The 20,923-nt window shown below is 47.5% G+C and carries 17 protein-coding genes; 13 read left to right on the plus strand and 4 right to left on the minus strand.

All coding sequences use genetic code 11. The annotated features are described in order from the left end of the window. Window positions 1–719: 719 nt before the first annotated feature. Together EJL91_RS01290 and EJL91_RS01295 are read right to left on the minus strand one after the other, a co-directional pair. A complete protein-coding gene (locus EJL91_RS01290; protein ID WP_125140157.1) occupies window positions 720–2,036 on the minus strand; it encodes an IS4 family transposase in 1,317 nt (438 codons plus the stop codon). A 441-nt stretch (window positions 2,037–2,477) separates the two neighbouring features. Continuing rightward, window positions 2,478–3,254 (minus strand): nitroreductase family protein, encoded by a 777-nt coding sequence (locus tag EJL91_RS01295; RefSeq protein ID WP_125140158.1) that lies wholly within the window; start codon window positions 3,252–3,254, stop codon window positions 2,478–2,480. A 247-nt stretch (window positions 3,255–3,501) separates the two neighbouring features. On the opposite strand from EJL91_RS01295, the gene EJL91_RS01300 reads away from it, so the two are divergent. Both EJL91_RS01300 and EJL91_RS01305 read left to right on the plus strand, forming a co-directional pair. Continuing rightward, window positions 3,502–4,650 (plus strand): N-acetylmuramoyl-L-alanine amidase family protein, encoded by a 1,149-nt coding sequence (locus tag EJL91_RS01300; RefSeq protein ID WP_125140159.1) that lies wholly within the window; start codon window positions 3,502–3,504, stop codon window positions 4,648–4,650. 15 nt (window positions 4,651–4,665) lie between these two features. Then, window positions 4,666–6,342: an acyltransferase gene (locus tag EJL91_RS01305; RefSeq protein WP_125140160.1), complete on the plus strand. Its 1,677-nt coding sequence runs from the start codon at window positions 4,666–4,668 to the stop codon at window positions 6,340–6,342. Between the two features lie 130 nt (window positions 6,343–6,472). Here the strand turns inward: EJL91_RS01305 and EJL91_RS01310 are convergent, their stop codons facing one another. Further along, a complete protein-coding gene (locus tag EJL91_RS01310) occupies window positions 6,473–6,964 on the minus strand; it encodes a hypothetical protein (RefSeq protein ID WP_125140161.1) in 492 nt (163 codons plus the stop codon). Window positions 6,965–7,048: 84 nt separating this feature from the next. Then, window positions 7,049–7,927, minus strand: coding sequence for a DMT family transporter (locus tag EJL91_RS01315; protein ID WP_125140162.1), 879 nt, complete (start codon window positions 7,925–7,927; stop codon window positions 7,049–7,051). 325 nt (window positions 7,928–8,252) lie between these two features. On the opposite strand from EJL91_RS01315, the gene EJL91_RS01320 reads away from it, so the two are divergent. The 11 genes from EJL91_RS01320 (at window position 8,253) to EJL91_RS01370 (ending at window position 20,897) form a co-directional block, all read left to right on the plus strand. Beyond that, a complete protein-coding gene (locus EJL91_RS01320; protein WP_125140163.1) occupies window positions 8,253–8,504 on the plus strand; it encodes an HPr family phosphocarrier protein in 252 nt (83 codons plus the stop codon). A 230-nt stretch (window positions 8,505–8,734) separates the two neighbouring features. Continuing rightward, window positions 8,735–9,565, plus strand: coding sequence for a carbon-nitrogen hydrolase family protein (locus EJL91_RS01325; RefSeq protein WP_125140164.1), 831 nt, complete (start codon window positions 8,735–8,737; stop codon window positions 9,563–9,565). Window positions 9,566–9,818: 253 nt separating this feature from the next. After that, window positions 9,819–11,120, plus strand: coding sequence for a dicarboxylate/amino acid:cation symporter (locus EJL91_RS01330; RefSeq protein ID WP_125140165.1), 1,302 nt, complete (start codon window positions 9,819–9,821; stop codon window positions 11,118–11,120). A gap of 89 nt (window positions 11,121–11,209) precedes the next feature. After that, window positions 11,210–12,211, plus strand: a complete 1,002-nt coding sequence (locus tag EJL91_RS01335) for a 2,5-dihydroxypyridine 5,6-dioxygenase NicX family protein (RefSeq protein WP_125140166.1) — start codon at window positions 11,210–11,212, stop codon at window positions 12,209–12,211. Window positions 12,212–12,547: 336 nt separating this feature from the next. Next, window positions 12,548–13,849: a dicarboxylate/amino acid:cation symporter gene (locus EJL91_RS01340; RefSeq protein ID WP_125140167.1), complete on the plus strand. Its 1,302-nt coding sequence runs from the start codon at window positions 12,548–12,550 to the stop codon at window positions 13,847–13,849. An 85-nt stretch (window positions 13,850–13,934) separates the two neighbouring features. Next, window positions 13,935–14,936: a 2,5-dihydroxypyridine 5,6-dioxygenase NicX family protein gene (locus EJL91_RS01345; protein WP_125140168.1), complete on the plus strand. Its 1,002-nt coding sequence runs from the start codon at window positions 13,935–13,937 to the stop codon at window positions 14,934–14,936. 675 nt (window positions 14,937–15,611) lie between these two features. Further along, window positions 15,612–16,565 carry a LysR family transcriptional regulator gene (locus tag EJL91_RS01350; protein ID WP_125140169.1) on the plus strand — a complete coding sequence of 318 codons (954 nt, stop codon included), beginning with the start codon at window positions 15,612–15,614 and terminating at the stop codon, window positions 16,563–16,565. A gap of 165 nt (window positions 16,566–16,730) precedes the next feature. Beyond that, on the plus strand, window positions 16,731–17,354 hold the full coding sequence (locus tag EJL91_RS01355) for an NAD(P)H-dependent oxidoreductase (protein WP_125140170.1): 624 nt from the start codon (window positions 16,731–16,733) through the stop codon (window positions 17,352–17,354). A 153-nt stretch (window positions 17,355–17,507) separates the two neighbouring features. Next, window positions 17,508–18,509 carry a 2,5-dihydroxypyridine 5,6-dioxygenase NicX family protein gene (locus tag EJL91_RS01360; RefSeq protein WP_125140171.1) on the plus strand — a complete coding sequence of 334 codons (1,002 nt, stop codon included), beginning with the start codon at window positions 17,508–17,510 and terminating at the stop codon, window positions 18,507–18,509. 315 nt (window positions 18,510–18,824) lie between these two features. After that, window positions 18,825–19,637, plus strand: coding sequence for a nitrilase-related carbon-nitrogen hydrolase (locus EJL91_RS01365; RefSeq protein ID WP_125140172.1), 813 nt, complete (start codon window positions 18,825–18,827; stop codon window positions 19,635–19,637). Between the two features lie 18 nt (window positions 19,638–19,655). Further along, the gene (locus EJL91_RS01370) at window positions 19,656–20,897 is read left to right on the plus strand and encodes an aromatic amino acid transport family protein (protein ID WP_125140173.1); all 1,242 of its coding nucleotides are present in this window, start codon (window positions 19,656–19,658) and stop codon (window positions 20,895–20,897) included. Window positions 20,898–20,923: the final 26 nt, after the last annotated feature.

Raw genomic sequence — 20,923 nt, forward strand, 5'->3', positions numbered from 1 at the left:
GGGGACTCGCTCCCGCTTGTGGAATGCGCAGCGGATGCTAGCTTCGTGTAAGACCTCAGCAAGCACCGGCGGATTCCAAGGTCTCCCTTCGGAAAGTTTTCTCCTTCCTTCCCCGGGCAGGTTGTCGGCGGGACTGAAGACTCAGCGAAGGTTATTGCCCCGTCCGCCGGCTTCAGGGGCTGATTGTCTCTTTCATCAAGTAAGGGGGAGGTATTGTCGCGGCCACTATATAGTCGTGATTCTTTTACATTATGACGACATCTTTGGCTGCATAAAAAGAGGATCAGAATAAATAATCTAGGATTATAAGATTACACAGTTTCATAGCGAACAAGATGTAGTTTTCAGGCATTTTATAAAAACGTAGTGGCAGCGACAAGCGCCTCCCCCATTGAAGGAATAGGACAGATCAGCCGCCGCAGGCCGGGGGTCGGGCAGCCGTCTGGGCTGAGCCTTTCGTCCCGGCCATAACCTTCCTGCGGGGGAAGAAGGGAGAAAAAGATTCCGGAGGGAACCTGGGAGTTTATTGGTACTTACCGAGGTCTTTTCGAGGTTAGTACCATTATGTACTCCAACGAGCGCAATGTCATTAAGTTAAGAGATTTTGATTCCGCCTATGTAATGGATTTTCTTTCGGAAGGTCAAGCGCTGCCTTTTTATGGCACCACAAAAAGGCAGGTTGCCATCTGCCTGGTTTCTGTCTTATAATGAAGGGGATATTAGACAACTCTGTAGTTGAATTTTACTGCGGGATGATAGCTTACCTTCCGGGGAAAGCTCCGATTCGGGCGGATTGGCAGCAGTTCTTTCGCGATCAGTGTTTCTACATCAGGTGGAGCTCCCTGGAAGTGACCTTTCAGGAAATTACGGCAGATATGGATGGCCATTGTGTGGTTAACCTGGTATTGATATTTCGTACCTTTTTTCTCGACGATCACAGCGGCAATGACGATCTCGCAGTAATTATACAGGATGACCCGTGCCAGGATTTCCTGTTGGATGAGCTCCACCTTTTTTGAATGGAGATTGGAAAGGCCAATGGCATATTTCAATTCCCGGAAGGAAGTTTCGATTCCCCAACGCATCCGATAGAGTTCTTTTAACTCTTCCGGAGGAAACTCTTTTTTTGGGAGATTGGTGATGACACACTCATAAATGCCCGGTGATACTTCAAACCGTACAATCCGCAAGGTCATTTTAAACTGCGGCCGCTCCTTGTTGAGAAAATAGGGGGAGTTGCCATGGGTAACGATTTTGTAAAGCTCCGGATGGGTTCGGATATCCTCGTTTTTGCGCCAGGTAAAAATCCGGGTAAATGTTTCGTCGAATTGGGCATCCTTTTCTTTCGGGAGTGGAAAGCCCTTTACAATCACCCCGGTATTGCCGTCCTTGACCCGGAAGAGAAAGAAAAGCTCTTTTTGTTCAATCTGGGCAAAGAGACGGTAGGCCTCATAGCCGCGGTCAGCGATCAGAATCGAACCGGGAGTAAAATCCCGGCGTTCCAACATCTCGCAGAGGCCTTGGACCTCATGGTGCCCTTTTCTTGGATGGATGATCAAATCGGTATAACAGTAATTGCATAAATCATAAAGGGCATTGATATGAAGCTGATAGTAATCCTTCTGGGTCTCGCGCTTTGAATAAGAGTAGGCTTCATTTCCCGGGACATGGTCAAGGGGGACATTCAAAACAGAACCATCGCAGGCCAGGAGTTGGTGTCCACGGTAGGAAGAAGAGAGGAAGGCCTGGTTAAACTGATAAAGAAGGTGATAAAAAGCCTTCAGGCGTATCTTTTTTCTTTGCTGGATTAAAGCGGAGGGAGAGACGGTATCCGCCTGATAGTCAAAGAAGTCCAGAAGCTCTTTTTTTAAGGGAGAAGCCTGCATGGAAAGAGTAAATCTCATGGTGGTGAAGAAGTCAAGGATGCGGTTCCTGGTAAAATCCTTATCCGGATTCAAAACATAAGGAGCCGGGGAAGCGGCCATAGAGCGGATGATTTGGAAAAGCGTATTTTTTGCAATCAGTGCCTGGTTCATAAACGAAACCTCCTAAAGATAATTTATAATTAAGGGCTTCGCTGCACATTTTTATAAAGATGTCAAGTGTTTTTTGCGATTTCAAGAAAAAAATCAAGAAAAAAAGCGACCTATGAAAGGAGGAATTTCATACATCGCTTTATGATGGTAATTATAAATTTCTTAACTTAATGACATTGCCAACGAGCGCAAGCGTTTCCCGCAGGAACTTTTTCTGCCCGGATTCCCCGCCCGCGACAACCTGACGCCCGGGACGAAAGACTCATCGATCCCCCTCACCACCCCGGTCCCCGGCCTGACGGCGGCGTCCTCATTTCTCAACCCAATCCTTATTTAATGAAAATGTAAGTAAAAAGTTATGGATAGGTAAAAAGAGTCTGATATAATTACATTATAAAACCAGTAAAGGAAATTGCGGGATCACATTTTCTGCGGTTCCTTTTAACTCCTGTTTATACCGGAAAAATCGTGAGGAAGAAATTCTCTCAGATATTCCCCGACGGAGCGCCCCATTTCTTTTGAAAAATCGGAATTATATTTTCTGTTACAGAATGCGGTTATCCAGTCTTCATAAGACTGACAGCCGGATTTGTGGGAAAGCATCCGGTGCAGGGCGTCACCATCCATGAGACGGTATGTATTTTCCATTACAATGGAATCCATCGGGCAGCGCTCAGGTTTCGTCCGTTCCCACTGCTGCCTGGTCGGATAACCGAATACCACCATGACGGCTGGGAAGACATAGGGGGGAAGATGTAAGAGTTCCCGGTGGGTTTCACAGCTTTCCATGATGTCCCCGATATAACAGGAGCCGATTCCAAGGCTCCAGGCGGCGGTAACGGCGTTCTGGGCGGCGATGGCGCTGTCCTCTACAGCCAGCATCAAATCACCGGCAGTTGGGAGCTTCGGAGAACAGCCGGCAGACCGGAAGGCGTCGTACCATTTCTGGCAGTCGGCGCAGAAGAGCAGGATAAGAGGAGCTGATGCAATGAAAGGCTGATTGTCGCAGGTGACGGAAAGACGCTTTTTCAGTTCCGGATCCGTGATGTCCAGGATAGTATAAAGCTGCTGGTTTCCGGCAGTGGGAGCCTCGCAGGCCGCCTGAAGGATAATGAGACGATCTTCAGGGGCAACCGGGCGATCTTCAAATACCCGGACAGATTTCCTTTCATAAAGGTTTTTGATAACTTCGTTAGTCTGGTTTTCTAAATGTTTCATAGGGATGGTTTCCTTTCCTGTGATAGCCGGTACGGCCCTGTTAAGGGAACGTACCTGGTACTTCCGGAGATAATTCCGGGAGCTAGATAAAATATATAAATTATTATAATAAATGAATAAAAAACTGTCAAATTTCTGAAAATATGGCAGAGTTTCTTTGACGAACTTAGGTTCATTTGCTATAATAACATATATTAAACAGTAATTTCAGTATACGAAGGTAAAGAGGATGAAGGAGGAGTGTTTTATGAAACGTAACTTGAAAAGGGCAGCGGTTCCTGTTTTTGCAGTGATTACCGCCTGTGCAATGTGTATGACCGCATATGCGGCCGAGAAAAAGATTACCAAAGTAAAGGTTCAGGTGGAGAGCGCAGTACCTGAGGCGGGAGACAATGTAGGGACTCCATCAGTTAAGGTTTCGGTGTCCGGACTTAGCGATTCCGATTTCAAGATAGTCGAGCAGGAGTATTACAATACGAATGATGACGAGTGGGAACGCGGTGAGACTCCGGTAATCAGAGTGGAGCTGGAGCTCCTTGGTGATGCGGCGGATGAATATCAGTTTTATTATACCTCGTCAAAATATTTCTCTATTTCCGGAAACCGCAGTGAATTTAAGAGCGCTAAGAGGCTCGACAGCGGCAGGGGACTTCAGATTGACATTAAACAGCGTAAGGTAAGCGGCGAGCTGGAAGTACCGGAGATTCTCGACTGGGACGGCAGGCATGCTACCTGGGAATCCGTGGACGATGCCGATAAATATGAAGTAAAGCTTTACCGCAACAATTCATCGGTGACAACAATTACAACATCAAATGAAAGCTACAACTTCTATCCGTATATGTCTAAAGCCGGCGACTATTCCTACAAGGTAAGAGCCATCAGCAATTCGGACGGAGAGAAGAGTGAGTGGAGTGACGAGTCCGATGATTACTACATGAACGCCAGCAACGTATATACGGGAACACCGCCAACCGCCAGCAACGGAAGCAGCACTAACGTAAGCGGCGGCTGGGTGCAGGATCAGATTGGCTGGACATACCGCCAGAACGGGACACCGCTGACAAACCAGTGGCTCTATGTTGATAATAACTGGTTCTACCTTGCGGCGAACGGCTACATGATGACAGGTTGGATTTATGTAGACAACAACTGGTTCTATTTAAATCCCGTATCTGATGGAACGAGAGGCGCGATGAAGACCGGCTGGCAGGCAATCGATGGAGCATGGTATTATCTGAACCCGGTTTCCGACGGTTCAAGGGGAGCTAGAAAAACAAGCTACCAGATGATCGATGGCAAATGGTATTTCTTCGACACCGCAACGGGCGCTATGTGGGTAAACAGACAGGCACCGAACGGCAAGTGGATTGATGCCAACGGCGTTATCTGGTAATCTGAAAGATAAAAGATGAAGAATAAAAAAAGAGGTTTGGCCCTGATAATCACGGGGTTGATCGCAGCAATATGCATTGAATTGTGCCTGGCTTGTTTTTCAGCCAGGCGCGGTTCAATTTTAGAAGAAAATATTACGATCCTGCCAGAATATGCAGCGGATGCAGCAGCCGATGGGAAGCCGTACCGGATGGCGGAGGACATGCCCTGGCTGGACTTTGCCCCGCACACGGCGGGCGGATATCTGGAATTTGAATTTGCGGCTCCGGTTCCGGACAAGATGCAGGTTCTCGTCTACTATACGGAGAATGAGGGACAGGAGTTCAACCGGTTCAGGCGGATTGAACGCTGGATTTTAAAGGGTACCACGAAAGGAAGAGTCGCTCTTCCTGCAGGATACTGCGACAGGCTGAGGCTGACCCTGACGGGGGATGCGGAGATTGAGAATGTATCCATGAGTATTCCTGCCGTCCGTCCGGCTTTCGGGGAGGCAATCAGTTTGGTAAATCCTGTCCGGCTGCTGGCAATATTTCTTATTCTAGCTCTTTCAATCCTTCTGCACCACAGGGAACGCCGGGAACAGAAGTTGAGGAAATCTGTAAATAAAGGAAACCCGGGTATAGGATGCCAGGGGAGCGGAGAACGCAGAAAAAGAACAGCCTATCTGGACGGCGTACGCGTCCTGGCAGCCCTGTTTGTAGTAGCGGTGCACGTGGTGGAACCGGTGGCCCTGGCTCAGATTAAGGGTACCCCGAGGGATTTTGTGTTCCGGGCGGTGGTTCTGATAGTCCTGACCTGCAATCTGCTGTTTTTCTTTATCAGCGGAGCGCTCCTTCTGCCTTACAGGGAGGAGACGATAGGTGAATATTATAAAAAGAGGGTGCTGAAAATTCTTCTTCCCTTTGCGCTTTATTCCCTGTTCTATTTGAAAGTTCTCTGTGCAACGCAGGAAGGCATTCTCGGATGGGGAGGCCAGGCAGCCCTCGATTTCCTGGGCGGAACGATTACCATGGGACCTCACCTGTGGCTTATCTATAAGCTGCTGGCCCTCTATCTGCTGGTTCCGTTTTACCGCCTGATGATGGCAAAGATGCCGGAGCGGACGGAAAAACAGCTTTTTGTCCTGATTGTGGCGGCGCTTGCGATCCGGACGGGATGCGAGTATCTCAATTTTGATCTGGGTATTTCCCTGTATCTGGATTCCTGGCTGGGCTTATTCCTGGCAGGCTATCTCCTGAACAGGGCATGGATGAGAAAATACGATCTCTGCCTGGTGTCGGGAGGTATCCTGGCACTGATTATCTCCCTCTGGATTTACAGCTTCCGGGCGGACTATCTGGAGATTATTACGAATTGTTCAATCCTCGAATTCCTCATGGCCTCGGCCGTATTTGTCACAGTGCTCAGGATGAACGGAATTTGTGTGCGTTTTTCAAAAATACTGCAGATACTCGGAAAAAGAAGTTTTTCCGTGCTGATGGTGCATCTGTTCGTCATGTCGGCGGTGCTTCCTCTGGGATTCGTCCCATACGGTATGGTGAATAAGAGTATTGGACAGCTGGTGCTCCCCTATCTGTTCATCTGCGCGGTTTCCTATGCGATTGCCGTCCTGTATGATGAGACTGTAGTCAAGGTATTTGATGCCGGGGCGGAGAGGCTTCTGGCAGGTAAAAATAAAAGGCGTAAACGGTGAGGCTGTCTGAGAACAGAAAGTAGAAATCAGAAAGTGGAAAAGCGGTCCGGAAGAGGCGTAACGGCCTCCCCGGATCGCTTTTATGTACCGGTAATGACGGCGGGCTGAGCATAAAGTCTGCAGCGGCTGCTTATGAGTAACAGAAGACAATCACACGATCCGGCGTTGTCTGGGCGGGAATGCTTCTGGTGGAAGTCGTATACTCCACAAGAACGGTTTTTCCCACAATGGCGCCGGAAAAAATCTGCCCGTTCGGCAGAAATGCATTGAGGGCGGCCATGCTGTTCAGCTGGAGGACTCCGTCTGTACTGATAAAATTATTATAAAACTCTCCAAGATAATACTGGTGATAAGCGGAGAGGGCGATGACAACTGCTTTATACTGCGGTGGATATATAAGGGGCGCAGGGGCATTCCCGTCGTAAAAGACAGTCACCTGATCGCCGGGATGCAGCGTCTGGTTGTCAACAACATAAGTATCTCCATTCAGGGTGAAATTGACTTCTCCCTGCTGCATGGATCGTATGGACATGTTCAATGTACAGCCGTACTGGGCGCTGTTGCCCCCCGTCAGCGGCTGAATCCGGGTGATGACACCGGATACGGATAAATATGAACTCATGAGAACCTCCGTGAAATGGATTATACTCTATCATATTATTGGCGGGCGGCAAAATGAACGAAAAGTTTTAGAAAATGCCTTAAATCAGGACTGTTCCACCCGTGAATAGTAAATTACGCCGCCCAGGATGATGACGCCGCCCAGAATCTGAAGAAAAGCCGGAACTTCGCCGAAGAGCACCATGGCAAACAGGGAAGCTACAACAGGCTCACAGAGCTTTGAGGACGATACAAAGGCCGGTGAGAGAAATTTCAGGCACCAGCTGAAAATGCTGTGGCCGAGCAGAGTAGAGCAGATAGCAAGCAGCAGGCCGCAGAGCAGGGAGGTGCTGCCGTAACCGGCCAGTGGAGTTTTTGTCGCGGCGGATGCTGCAAAGAGGGAGAGGCCGCAGAAAAAATATACGATGTATGTATAGACGGTAGTCGACGTATTCTCCCTGACAACGCGCCCAAGCAGAGTATAGGCGGCCACCATGACGGCGGCAAACAGAGCCAGGAAATCGCCTTTCAGGAGATTGCTGCCGGAACCGTAGTCCGACATGGCAATCAGAATGCTGCCGGAAAAGGTCACGGCGATGCCAAACACCGCTTTTTTAGAAATCCGTCCTTTCAGGAAAACGCAAAAGCCCAGGGCCACCCAGATGGATTCGGTACAGACAATCACGGTGGAGCTGGCTACGGAAGTATAGTTAAGTGATTCAAACCAGGTGACGAAATGAAGAGCCAGGAAGATTCCGCTGACGGCGCACAGGAACACGGTCCTGACAGAAACGGAAAAAAGTTCCTCCCTGAAACCGCGGTTCAGGAACACGACGGGCGTCATCAGGAGAACGGTAAAGAAAAGGCGGTAAACAGCAGTAATCAAAGAGGGGGCGTCTGAATACTTTACTATAATAGCAGACAAAGAGATACCCACTACCCCGGTTGCAATCATGTACATGGGGTGTTTTTCTAAAAATTTCATAACAAATGCCTCTCATATTTAATATTGTGTGCGGCAGATCACGGTCACACTGCGAGTATTATACCATGCCGGATAAAAAAATTACAGCTTTGTTAAACGCAGAGTGTGCGGTATCGCTGAAAATGCTGCTGTGCACGGAGTGAACCGCGACGTCAAATGTGAACAAATTATAAAAGTTATATAAAGAGTTGTACAATGTTGACTATAAGTGTATAATAATAGATAACAAAGCAAATAAAATACATTGACAGAGAAAATAAATGTGATATAGTAAATTAAATGAATATTGTTGACAGCCCTGGATGATGGAAAGGAGGAAGGCCTTATGCTAGCCAGGCAATATAATATGGCCGGGAATGAAAGGATTACCCCGCCGCCGATTTCCGCATTGATTCAGGCTGCGAATCTATTTGGATGTGACATCTATATCAAGTCGGAACAGCACAGAATCAATGTTAAGAGTTATGACGAACTGCAGAGTGGAATACAACGGCAAAGAAAGTTTTTGATATTCTACTTTGACGGAGCAGATGAAAAGGAGGCAGACGTAAAATTCCGCAAAATACTGGGAATTTAAGTGAAGACTATGGAAAACATGAGAGCAACTGTTAACGCAACGACGTAAAACCCTGAAACGGTAATCTGGTTTCAGGGTTTTTTGTTGCCCGGGACCGTACCGCGGCGGAGTAGGGATGGTCTTATAAATGGATCGTTCTCTAAAAAATACAATTCGCTCTTTTCCGCATGCAGATCCATATGATATACTTTTTTCTGCGAGGACACAAATAATACAAATGGAGTGAGAAAATGAAAAATGTAAGGATTGCACTTGGGCAGATGGAGGCGGTTCAGGGAGATACGCAGGCCAATATGGCGAAGATGGAACGGATGGCTGCCGAGGCGGCGGCCGGAGGGGCGGATGTCATCTGTTTTCCGGAACTTTCTTATACGGGATACTTTGTGAAGAAGGACAGGCTGCTCGAGATCGCGGAAACGGAGAACGGTGAATTCTACAGAAGAATCAGCCGTACGGCGAGGGAGAATGGAATCTGTATTGTGGCCGGTTTTGCCGAGCGCGGGCCGGGGGAGGATATTTACAATACGGCCGTATTTGCCGATCGGGCCGGAAGGATTGCAGGAAAGGCGAGAAAAGTATACCTCTGGAAGAGTGAGAAAAAAAGATTTGTGCGCGGTGAGGAGTTCCCTGTGTTCAATACGGAGTTCGGCGGGGTGGCTATTCTGACCTGTTATGACCTGGAATTCCCGGAGCCGGCACGGATAGCCGCCCTGAAAGGGGCGAAACTGATTTTCTGTCCGGCGGCCTGGAGCGTGCCTGCAAGGAACAGATGGGATCTGGATTTGATGGCCTGCAGCCTTTATAACATGGTGTTCACGGCCGGGGCTAATTTCTCAGATGAGCTTTGCTGCGGAGCCTCGGGCGTGGCTGGGCCGGCCGGTTCTATGATCGACCAGTCACAGGGACAGAAGGAAGAAATAGTATTTGCCGACATCGATCTCGATGAGGCGGATAGACAGAGAGAAGACATACCATATTTTGACGACTTGGACGGGATGGTTTTGAAGCAGCTTTCCGGTGCACTTGAGGAATACCGGAAAGAGCGGAAGGTATCGGAATAGAAGCTCTGACTCACGGTAAGCCGGGAAAAGGCGCGGGATTTTTTTATAATCCCGCGCCTTTTTTCGGCTGTTTTGGTATTTATTTATATATTTTAACAATGTCTTAACATATAACCAAAAAACTATATAATATTTCAGATCTTGTATAACAGTTTATTACTGCACCATGTCCTGATAAAATACATTTAAACCTCATGAGGAAAGGGTAATAAAGGGAACTAGTTAATCATCAAAGCAAAAAAGGGGGTCCAATATGGCAGAACAAATGACGGGAGAGATTAAGACTAAAAAGAAACAGCCATTGTATGTGAAGATTTTCATTGCGCTGTTTGCAGGTATTATTTTCGGGTACATATTGAATTTTATGGGAGGAGTAGAAAATCCTACTATCAACGATTACATTTTACCGTTCCTCCAGTTTCTTGGGGATTTCTTTATAAAACTGATTAAGATGATCGTCGTACCGCTCGTATTCTTCTGTATTATTGATGCAGCGCTTTCGCTGGGGGACATCAAAAAACTCAGAAGCATCGGAGTCAAAACAATTTTGTGGTTCCTGTTCAGCTCCGGTATTGCAGCTACAATCGGCCTTGTTCTGGCAAATATCATTCAGCCGGGTAAAGGACTGATTCTTGGCTCAATCGAGAACACGGTGGAAGTAAAAGAACTTCCGGGAGTTTACCAGACAATCCTGGATCTGCTTCCAAGCAACCCGTTTGCATCATTGACAAATGGAGATATGATGCCAATCATCGTATTTTCCCTGTTTCTTGGCTTTGCCATCATCAGTATCGGCGATGCGGCAAAACCGCTTGCAGATGTCATCTCAGTCTGTTCTCAGGCTATGTTTAAGATTGTAAATATGATTCTCGGAATCATTCCGTTCGGTGTATTTGGACTTATGTCGGTATCACTGGCCAAATATGGCCTTGCAATTTTCGGGCCGGTTCTGAAGTTTATTTTGACCGACTATCTGGCGAGCTTCATCATGTGTTCGGTTGTCTATTCCATCTTCCTGATAGGAATTGCGAAGGTAAGCCCTATCAAATTCTGGAAGAAGGCATTTGAGCCCTGGATGATCGCATTCAGTACCTGTACCTCTTCGGCAGCCCTTCCGGTATCTATGGAAGTTGCGCCAAAGAAAATGGGCGTTCCGAAGGATATTGCAAGCTTTGTACTTCCGCTCGGCGCTACCGCCAATATGAACGGCACCTGTATCTATTTTGGTATCATCGTTTTATTTGCAGCACAGCTTTACGGAATTGACCTGAGTATCCAGCAGCAGATTATGCTCGTTGTACAGGCAACCTTCTTAAGCGTAGGCTGCGCGGCTACTCCACAGATTGGACTTGTTATCAGCCTTACCCTGCTGACCCAGATGGGCCTCCCACTGGAAGCATACGCACTGGTTGCAGGTATCTACCGAATCATCGACCAGGCCCACACATCCACAAACTCTGTTGGTGACCTTGTGACATCCGTATGTATTTCCGCAATTGAGGGAGAACTGGATCGCGATAAATTCAACAAGATGGATGATAAGAGCGCGGCATAAGAGTCCGGTGAGGCAGAAAGTATCGGAAGAGAGTTAAGAGATTTAGAACCTATAAAGTCAAGTCATGTTCAAAGAAAAGGAGAAAAACTATGGAAGACAACAGAATTATTGAATGTATCGAGAGAGCGCACTATATTTTATCCAACCTGATGGCGGTAAAACCGGGTGAGGAAGTCCTGATTGCTATTGACCCGCAGACCGACATGCGTATGGCGAACGCCATGGCGGCAGCCGCTTTAATGTGCGGAGCCGAGTATAACGTAAGCATGATGCCAATCCGCGGAAAAGACAAAGCAACGATTTTCCCGAAGACACTGGAACTGGCCATGGAGGCTTGCGACGTATTCGTCGGCATGACGACGGCGTCCGGAGCCGCTATCTACAACAACCGTTTAAAAGAGCTGATGAATGAGAAGAAACTGCGTGAAGTTTCCATCTGCTTAAGACATATCGACAACTTTACAAGAGGCGGCGCCCTGGCGGATTACGAGGCGGTATACGCAGACGGCGAGAGACTGCAGGCAATCTGGAGAGGCAAGAAGAACGCCCACATCACAACCCCGGCCGGAACCGACCTTTATATGGAAATGAACGATATGGAGCCAATCATCGAGTGCGGTATTGCCCGTAACCCTGGAGATGCAATGGCATGGTCAGACGGCGAAGTATCCTTAGGGCCGGTAATCGGAACTACCCACGGAAAACTTGTCATCGACGGACCAATCTGCTACTACGGCTGCCCGACTATCCCGGTAGAGCTTAAGATTGAAGGCGGACGTATCGTAGAGGTAGTAGGCGGAGACGCAAAGATCTGTAAAGAGATCCGCCGCCAGATTGCGGAAGTAAAAGACAGCGACAACATCGCGGAGATTGGTATCGGACTGAACCCGGCCTGCATGTTCAACGGTGACTTCGAGGAAGAGAAGAAAGCAAGAGGAACCTGCCATATCGCAATGGGCAACGGTTTCTACTATGGCCAGCCGGCACGTTCCACGGTACATATCGACATGGTACAGTACAACCCGACCATCACCTTTGACGGTGAATTGATTGTAAAAGACGGAAAGATGGTCTGCCTGGGCGAGGAATAAAAGAAACTGCAAATTATAATTAACTTCCTGTTTTAACAGGGGAGGCGCTCACCGCTTTGCGGTGGGCACCTCCCTTTTTATGCAGGTGATAAGAAAATGAAAAAATAATAGTATATAAGCTAATTGATTTGTATCAAAAACATAATAAATTTATGGATAATATCATTATAAATGAGATTTTTGTTAAAAATATCTGTAAGTTATTACTGAAATATTATAATATATTCGTATTTGTATATACCTTTTTGACATAAAATGGAAACCTGATAGAATGAAGTTCAACCTCATGAGGAAATGGAAACTGGTTGATTGTTCTTCTTGCAAAAGGGGGTCCATATGACAGGGCAAAAAGAAGAAGTGAAAACAAAAAAGAAACAGCCATTGTACGTGAAAATTTTTATTGCATTGTTTGCCGGTATTATTTTTGGCTATGCTTTAAATTTCATGGGAGGGGTGGATAATCCGCTAATTAATGATTATATTCTGCCGTTTCTCCAGTTCCTTGGTGATTTTTTCATCAAATTGATCAAGATGATTGTTGTTCCGCTGGTATTTTTCTGTATTATTGATGCGGCGTTATCGCTGGGGGACATCAAAAAGCTGAGAAGTATCGGTATTAAGACTATTTTATGGTTTTTAGCCAGCTCGGGTATTGCGGCTACTATAGGTCTTGTCCTGGCTAATCTGATACAGCCCGGCAAAGGGCTCATTCTCGGGACCGTGGAAAATACGGTGGAAGTAAAGGAGCTTCCTGGGGTATACCAGACCATTCTGGATCTGTTACCAAGCAACCCCTTTGCAGCGCTGACAAATGGAGATATGATGCCTATCATCGTATTTTCACTGTTCGTCGGTTTTGCCATTATAAGTATCGGAGATACGGCAAAACCGCTGGCCGACGTCATTTCCCTCTGTTCCCAGACCATGTTCAAGATTGTAAATATGGTTCTTGGAATTATTCCCTTTGGGGTGTTCGGACTCATGTCCGTCTCTCTGGCGAAATATGGAGTGGCAATCTTTGGGCCGGTTCTGAAGTTTATTTTAACGGACTATCTGTCCAGCATTATCATGTGCATTGTTGTCTATTCGATCTTCCTGGTGGGGATTGCAAAAGTAAGCCCTGTCAAGTTCTGGAAGAAAGCATTTGAGCCGTGGATGATCGCGTTCAGCACCTGTACCTCCTCCGCCGCACTTCCGGTTTCCATGGAAGTTGCTCCGAAGAAGATGGGTGTTCCGAAAGACATTGCAAGTTTTGTACTTCCGCTTGGCGCGACTGCCAATATGAACGGTACCTGTATCTATTTTGGTATCATCGTATTGTTCGCCGCACAGCTTTACGGTATTGATTTAAGTATCCAGCAGCAGATTATGCTGGTTGTACAGGCGACATTTTTAAGTGTGGGCTGCGCGGCAACCCCGCAGATCGGTCTTGTCATCAGCCTGACGCTGCTGACCCAGATGGGGCTTCCTCTGGAGGCATATGCGCTGGTGGCCGGTATTTACCGGATCATCGATCAGATTCATACGTCCACCAACTCTGTCGGCGACCTGGTGACGGCGGTATGTATTTCTGCCATTGAGGGAGAACTGGATCGCGACACATTTAACAGAATGGATGAAAAAAAGGGCGCGGCATAGACGGACGTTACAACATACCAGGCCCTGAAACAGGAACGAAACGGGAACTTATTTCAAAAGTCATATCATAAAAAGGAGAAAAACGATGGAAGACAACAGAATTATTGAATGTATCGAGAGAGCGCACTATATTTTATCCAACCTGATGGCGGTAAAACCGGGTGAGGAAGTCCTGATTGCTATTGACCCGCAGACCGACATGCGTATGGCGAACGCCATGGCGGCAGCCGCTTTAATGTGCGGAGCCGAGTATAACGTAAGCATGATGCCAATCCGCGGAAAAGACAAAGCAACGATTTTCCCGAAGACACTGGAACTGGCCATGGAGGCCTGCGACGTATTCGTCGGCATGACGACGGCGTCAGGAGCCGCTATCTACAACAACCGTTTAAAAGAGCTAATGAATGAGAAGAAACTGCGTGAAGTTTCCATTTGCTTAAGACATATCGACAACTTTACAAGAGGCGGCGCCCTGGCGGATTACGAGGCGGTATACGCAGACGGCGAGAGACTGCAGGCAATCTGGAGAGGCAAGAAGAACGCCCACATCACAACCCCGGCCGGAACCGACCTGTATATGGAAATGAACCCGATGGAGCCAATCATCGAGTGCGGTATTGCCCGTAACCCGGGAGACGCAATGGCATGGTCGGACGGCGAAGTATCCTTAGGGCCGGTAATCGGAACTACCCACGGAAAACTTGTCATCGACGGACCAATCTGCTACTACGGCTGCCCGACTATCCCGGTAGAGCTTAAGATTGAAGGCGGACGTATCGTAGAGGTAGTAGGCGGAGACGCAAAAATCTGTAAAGAGATCCGCCGCCAGATTGCGGAAGTAAAAGACAGCGATAACATCGCGGAGATTGGTATCGGACTGAACCCGGCCTGCATGTTCAACGGTGATTTTGAGGAAGAGAAGAAAGCAAGAGGAACCTGCCATATCGCAATGGGCAACGGCTTCTACTATGGCCAGCCGGCACGTTCCACAGTACATATCGACATGGTGCAGTACAACCCGACTATCACCTTTGACGGTGAATTGATTGTAAAAGACGGGAAGATGGTCTGCCTGGGCGAGGAGTAGATAAATGATTTAAAGCAGTGAGCTTCTAAATGAGGCGGTGAAAGGTTTGCAAAGCAGACTTTTTACCGCCTTTTTGTATACCGCAAGAGTTGGTTCAGGCATGAACCGTCCATAGGCATACCTGCTATATCTCAAGTAAAGATATAATGAATAGGTTATGGAATATTCATAAAATGACATAATAATTTATGGAGAATTGACAGTATGATAAACTTATAACAAATACTATGATAATGTTTATCTGAATTGTTGAAACAAAGAAGTGAAATGGATAAGGGCAGTGATAAAACTGTTTTTATAGATACGCCGCTGATATCTGGCCGGAAATGATATCAGTCTGGAAGAAACAGCCGGGGAGCTATCTCCTGGCCGTGACCTGTGGCTGTGCCGGTATTATTGCCGGTGTCGTCACGGCAACCGGGATCTCAATTATATTATACATTCCAGCGTGGATTTGCTGGTAATCTGCGGTGTTCTCATGGCAGATGCGTGGAATGTTACGGATCTGATCAGAGTTGCACTGTTTGCTGTGATTATTGGAATCCAGTTAATCAGAAGAAAGAAGCAGACAGCTTAATATGGGAGACAGGTCTGAAGGAGTTCCAAACCGAATCAGGCCTGTTTTTTGGCATCAATAATTACGAATGTGAAAACAGTATGACTGGGGGAGATTACTTGCTGAATGAGATGAAATACGTATATGCCGTGTATCAGGAGAAAAGCTTTTCCAAGGCGGCGAGAAAACTGCAGGTCAGTCAGCCGGCTCTCAGTAAAATGGTGAGAAAGGCGGAAAAGGATATCGGAATCGTAATTTTTGACCGCAGTACAATCCCGATTACCGTTACGAAGGAGGGCGACTACTATATCAAGTCGATAGAGGACATCATGTTTATCCAGAGAAATATCAAGTCCTATTTCATGGATCTGAAAGAGCTGAATACAGGCAGTCTCTCCCTTGGCGGTTCCTCGTTTTTCTGTTCTTTCGTTTTTCCCGGCCTGATAGGAAGGTTTCGGGAAAAGTATCCGAATGTGGTGATCGATCTGATGGAGGGAAATATTGGGGAACTGAGAGAAGGGCTTGAGAATGAAACGGTGGATCTGGTGATCGAGACGGCAACGGATGTAGGAGCCAACATTGAACGCTATTTTTATAATAATGAGAATATCATTCTGGCCGTTCCCACCCGGTATCAGGTGAATAAGAGGCTCCAGCCTTACCGCCTTACATATCAGGATATTCTCACAGGCAGATTTGCCGGAAACAAAACGGAGGCGGTTCCGATGTACGAACTTCGGGAGGTGCCTTTTATTACGATGAAACCCGGCAATGATATGTTCCAGAGAAGTAACCAGATTTGCAGGAACGCAGGTTTTACGATGAAGACAGTCTTATTGGTCGATCAGGTCCTTACTTCCGTCAACATTGCATCCAACGGGGTTGGAGCCGTGTTTATCCGTTCCGATATCGTAAGCTGCATGCCGAAAAATGAGATGCTGACTTATTACAAAATCGGAGATCCATTAGCAACCCGGCCGGTCAGCTTTGCCGCAAAGAAGGGGAAATATACTACATCCGCCATGCGGGAATTTATGCATATGGCCGGTGTGCAAAGAAAGGAAGAGGAATAAGGAGTTATTGTCATACGCCCCGGAATATCCGGGGTGCTTTTTTGATCGTTTGATTGATTTTTAGACATGGTATGGTACACTTAAAGCAGTTTTTCATAAACGAAGAGGATATCTATGACAGGACCGTGCCTTCGCAGAAGGAAGAATGAGAGGAGAATTAAAATTATGAAGAAATTTTTATTTGTAGACTGCTGCATCAGAGGGGAGGAGTCGCGCACAAAAGAACTGGCGGGATGCCTTGTGGATGGGCTTGAGAACCGGCAGGGCATTGAGCTTGAGACGGTGAGGTTAATGGAATGTGATTTAAAACCGTTAGATGCCGGTGATGTGAAGCTGAGGAATGAGCTGATTGCGTCCGGCTGTTTCGAGAATCCTTTTTTTGATCTGACGAGGCAGTTCGCTTCGGCCGACGCGATCATTATCGCCGCCCCGTTCTGGGACTTTTCCTTTCCCAGCCTGCTGCGCGTGTATCTGGAGCGCATGTGCGTCAGCGGAATGACATTCCATTACAACGAGAAGGGGGAGACCGTGGGAGACTGCCGCGCATCGCGCATGGTCTATGTGACGACCAGGGGAGGTTACACGGGAGTTATGCCCGCAGGTTATCCGGATCTTGCCGGAGAGTATATGAGGGCGCTGTGCCAGATGCTGGGGATTGGGCGCTTTGACTGTCTGTCGGCCGAAGGGCTTGATATTTACGGTAACGATGCGGGAGCGATCCTCAATACGGCAAAAGAGCGTGCGGCATGTCTTTTGGAGGAACTTTTACACACCTTTGAAAATGTATAACTAAATAGTGATATGATATAGAAAAATACATATAACGAATGAAATATAGTGCGGAAATTACTACAATATACTCAGGTTCTGAAACAGAAATAAAAGATACAGAAGTTCTGCTCCAGACGGAAACAGGAGTAAATTCAAAAAGGAGATAAGACAATGGAAGACAACAGAATTATTGAATGTATTGAGAGAGCACACTATATTTTATCCAACCTGATGGCGGTAAAACCGGGCGAGGAAGTCCTGATTGCCATTGACCCGCAGACCGACATGCGTATGGCGAATGCCATGGCGGCAGCCGCTTTAATGTGCGGAGCCGAGTATAACGTAAGCATGATGCCAATCCGCGGAAAAGACAAAGCAACGATTTTCCCGAAGACACTGGAACTGGCCATGGAGGCCTGCGACGTATTCGTCGGCATGACGACGGCGTCCGGAGCCGCTATCTACAACAACCGTTTAAAAGAGCTGATGAATGAGAAGAAACTGCGTGAAGTTTCCATCTGCTTAAGACATATCGACAACTTCACAAGAGGCGGCGCCCTGGCGGATTACGAGGCGGTATACGCAGACGGCGAGAGACTGCAGGCAATCTGGAGAGGCAAGAAGAACGCACACATCACAACCCCGGCCGGAACCGACCTGTATATGGAAATGAACCCGATGGAGCCAATCATCGAGTGCGGTATTGCCCGTAACCCGGGAGACGCAATGGCATGGTCGGACGGCGAAGTATCCTTAGGGCCGGTAATCGGAACTACCCACGGAAAACTTGTCATCGACGGACCAATCTGCTACTACGGCTGCCCGACTATCCCGGTAGAGCTTAAGATTGAAGGCGGACGTATCGTAGAGGTAGTAGGCGGAGACGCAAAGATCTGTAAAGAGATCCGCCGCCAGATTGCAGAAGTAAAAGACAGCGACAACATCGCGGAGATTGGTATCGGACTGAACCCGGCCTGCATGTTCAACGGTGATTTCGAGGAAGAGAAGAAAGCAAGAGGAACCTGCCATATCGCAATGGGCAACGGCTTCTACTATGGCCAGCCGGCACGTTCCACAGTACATATCGACATGGTGCAGTATAACCCGACTATCACCTTTGACGATGAGTTAATCGTAAAAGACGGCAAGATGGTCTGCCTTGGCGAAGAATAATTATTATACCCATAGATCACCCCGAGGGGCGTTCCTGAAAAGGAGCGCCTCTTTTAATGCCATAGGAAAATACTCTTAACCATATCTCCGTAAAATCAAAAATTCCTCCTGAAAACGTAGTTCCTCTCTGTATTTCTCTGCGGTAATAACAGTTATAATTGTGAAGTTATAAGGCATAGAAAAATCTGTATAACAGGTGAAAACCCCCATTTATCGCCTTAAACTATAATGTATAAACACTGCATACGGTACGGGGAAAGCTTCATATAAAAGGGGATCGTAGGGCAGGTAAGTATATAAAAGGAGAAAAGAAATATGGGACAGGACAGAAAAGTTAAGATCGCTCTCGGCCAGATGAAGGTAATCCAGGGCGACACAAAGGAAAATCTGCGTAAGATGATGGAGATGATTGACGAGGCGGCGGAACAGGATGTGGATATCATCTGCTTCCCGGAACTTGCCTACACGGGATATTTCCTGGAATCGGAAGAACTGCAGAGACTGGCGGAGCCGGTGGACGGGCCATTTGTACAGACGATGAGAAAATGCGCAAAGGCAAAAGGCATGCACATTATTGCAGGCTATGCCGAATCCGTACATATACCCGGAAAAATGTATAACTCATGTATATTTATTGATGACAACGGCGAAGTAATCGGAAATATGAGAAAAGTAAACGCCTGGGGCACGGAAAAATTAAAATTCTGTGAAGGAGACAGCTTCCCTGTAATCAACACTAAGTTCGGTAAGATCGGCATGCTGATCTGCTATGACGTGGAGTTCCCGGAGCCATCGAGAATTGAAGCCCTCAAGGGGGCCGAGCTGGTATTCTGTTCCGCAGTATGGAGCATCCCGGCAGCCCGCAGATGGGACGTGGATCTTGCTGGAAACGCATTGTTTAACCTGATGTTTATGGCGGGTTCCAACCCTGTATACGACAATTGCTGCGGCACCTCGAAAATTGTCGGTCCCGACGGCGTCGTGCAGGCGGAAGCTTCGAAGACGGAAGAAGAACTGCTCGTATGCGAGATTGACCTGAATGAGGTCCTGAAGGTAAGAAGCCGTATTCCTTATTTCAATGATTTCAAGGAAGACACCTTCTCCATGGACGCAGTTGAGAAATACTAGGAACGGGGGCAAAACATAATGGGGGAAAATGAAAAAAACGAAAAGACGCAGCCGAAATATGAAGAAGGCGCGTTAAAAATACATAAACTTACACCTGCGGAAGTCGTATTTTCGGTTGTAGGCTGCGGAATCGGATCGGGCTGTCTGGGAACAGCGTATTCGGCCAGGCTGGCCGGACTTCCGGTCCTGGTGTTCTGGTTTATCGTCACCGGTGTGCTGACCCTGTTTTCGATGATGTACGTGGCGGAGACAACGCTCCGGACGAGGACGCTGGTCCAGCTTCCAGGACTGGCGGAGAGATACCTGGGGCCTGCGGGTTCCATTCTCATATTTGTTGCCGTGGTAATTAATTCTTTAAGCTGTATGATTGCTTACTTTTCAGGCAGCGGAAACATCATGAATGAGCTTCTGGGCGTGCCGGACTGGGTCGGCACCCTGATATTCCTGGTTCCGGCGGCGGGAGTTGCCTGGTTTGGGTTAAAGGCTATGGGCGTCGGCAATAAGCTGATGAGCGTAGGTATGATTGTTATGCTGGTAGTCCTGACGGCGGCCTCCATGATTGCTAAAAACGGTGATCTGTCAAGGATTTTTACAAGCAACTGGACTTATGCGATTCCTATTTTTAACGTTGCGGCGTTCAGCTATATTGGACAGTATCTTGTACCCGATCTGGCGAGGGGTCTGTCCCACGATCCGAAAAAACTGGCTCCGGCTATTGCCATCGGCCAGCTGATTGTCTGTATCCTCCTGATAATCGTTCCGATGGGCGTTATGTACATCACACCGTCCGAGGATCTGACACAGGTTGCGACAATTGCATGGGGACGTTCCCTGGGCTTATGGGCGCTTTATATCGCCAACATTTTTGCACTGATTGCAATGCTTACATCGTACTGGGCTATTTCCCAGACGCTGCTTTCCAATATTGTCGACAAATTTAAATTCCACTCGGATGAGGACGTAAAAATCCGTCTGCCGATTACAATCGTGATTGTGGGAATACCGCTTGCACTTACTCTCAGCGGGGCTGTGGGCTTTGTGGATGCAATCTATTTCTCCGGTACATTTGCCGGCGCAATCATGGCGATTCTTCCAATCTTCATGCTCAAGGGGGCGAGAAAAAAAGGTGAGATTGAGCCTGACTGGAACTGCGGATGGATGTATAATCCGGTCATTCAGGGAATCATAATACTTCTTTACAGCGGAACCATTATTTATGCCATTCTGGGTGCATTCAAGCTTCTTCCAGCGGGATGGTAAAGTAAACGCAGATTAGTAGATATGAT

This window comes from Clostridium transplantifaecale (genome assembly GCF_900626075.1).
GTDB lineage: Bacteria > Bacillota > Clostridia > Lachnospirales > Lachnospiraceae > Otoolea > Otoolea transplantifaecalis.